This is a genomic window from Vaccinium witches'-broom phytoplasma str. VAC (genome assembly GCF_000309405.1).
In the GTDB taxonomy this organism is placed as follows: Bacteria; Bacillota_I; Bacilli_A; order Acholeplasmatales; family Acholeplasmataceae; genus Phytoplasma.
Window position 1 is genome coordinate 1 of the sequence record NZ_AKIN01000240.1, and the last position, 1544, is coordinate 1544.

Here is a 1544-nt window from a genome sequence, read left to right on the forward strand (position 1 = left end):
AAATATTAAAAATACTATCTTATAATGCATTTTATTATAAGATAGTAAAATAACTAGATCAAATTAACTTGTTATAAAAGATAAAAAAGATATGAAATGAGATATGACTAAGTTAAAAAAGTTATATCTTTATTGAAAAGGAGATGATAATTTATAGTTTGTCGGGAGACAAAGAGAAATAAAAGTTTTTAAACAAAAAAATAACTTCTAAAATTATTATAACCAACCATAAAAAAGGCGCCTTTCAACTTCCTTTTGATAGTTGTTTTTTGATTTTAATAATAAATTAAGGCACTTTTGATACTTAAAGGTTATTTATTAGCGCCTAATTTTTTCTCTAACACTCTTAAACCGATATTAGCGAATAAAATTAAATAAATAACGCCGGCGATAGTGAAAGTAGCAAAAGTATTGAAAGTTGCTCCTCTAATTTGTTTAGTAACGGCGAATAATTCCATTACCCCAATAACACTTAAAACAGAACCATCTTTTAAATTAATGATAAATTCGTTCATTATCGGCAGTAAAGATCTTTTGATCGCTTGAGGAAAAATAACATGTCTTAAAGTTTGTTTCTCTGTCATCCCTAAAGCTTGAGCGGCTTCTATTTGAGCCGTATCAAAGAAATTAACGTTTCTTAAAATTATTTCAGCGATATAAGCGGTTGAATTGAAAGTAATCACGATTAGACCAGCTCTCAAAGGGGTTAACCATTCAAACTTGCCTAAAGAGTTAATGCCGTAATAAAACATCATCGCTTGAATCATCATCGGAATGCCTTTGATAACAAAAATATAGACAGAGAGAAATTTATCAGTTATCGTTTGGATATAATATTGAACAAAAGTAACTTTTTTTCTGTCTTGTTTTTTACCTTTTAGATAAACAATACCTAACGCGATTACAAACGCTCCTAGTGTTCCTATAATAGCTAAAAGAAGGGTTATTTTAATACCTTCTAGATATAAAGCATAGTTTTTTCTTAAGATAGTGAAAATACTACTTTTTTGTGGCATAATTTTTGCCTGCTATTTCCATATATTCTTTTCTAGTAATTGGCGCTATTTTTTTTAAGACTTCATTCTTTTGTCCTAATAAATAGTTATTTTGTTTAACCCCAATTATGGTGTCGTTATCCGCTGCGGCTTTTTTCATTTTTTGACCTAATGTTGCATCAATATTATTAATTTTGATTTTTTGCATAAATTTGGATCTCTTGTTGCATATATCCTTTTCTAATATTTTTATCTATTTTCCTTAAAGCTTCATTAACTTGTCCTAATAAAGGATTATTTTTTTAACCCCAATTCTGGTGTCAATATCCACTTTGTTCTCTTGCATTTGTTGGTATAATACTGTACCAATATTATCAATAGTTGTTAATATATCAGGAAATGATTTTAAATATTGTTGGGCTAAAGACGATTCAGCTATAAAACCGACAATATGTGAGGTGCCCCACAAAAGTGGATCCAAAAGGAAACAACTAATTGAACCAAATTGTTTATTAATTAAAATAAACAGTTTGGTTTTTTTATTTAGCC

At 28.4% G+C, this 1544-nt stretch carries 2 protein-coding genes and 1 pseudogene; all 3 read right to left on the reverse strand.

Going from position 1 to position 1544, the window contains the following annotated elements:
• Positions 1-311 precede the first annotated feature (311 nt).
• A complete protein-coding gene (locus RI68_RS03210; protein ID WP_017193792.1) occupies positions 312-1016 on the reverse strand; it encodes an amino acid ABC transporter permease in 705 nt (234 codons plus the stop codon).
• Positions 1000-1203 carry a hypothetical protein gene (locus RI68_RS03215; RefSeq protein ID WP_017192072.1) on the reverse strand — a complete coding sequence of 68 codons (204 nt, stop codon included), beginning with the start codon at positions 1201-1203 and terminating at the stop codon, positions 1000-1002. The genes RI68_RS03210 and RI68_RS03215 overlap by 17 nt, the downstream gene beginning before the upstream one ends.
• A 75-nt stretch (positions 1204-1278) precedes the next feature.
• Positions 1279-1544, reverse strand: a pseudogene (locus RI68_RS04400) (hypothetical protein); the annotation flags it as partial.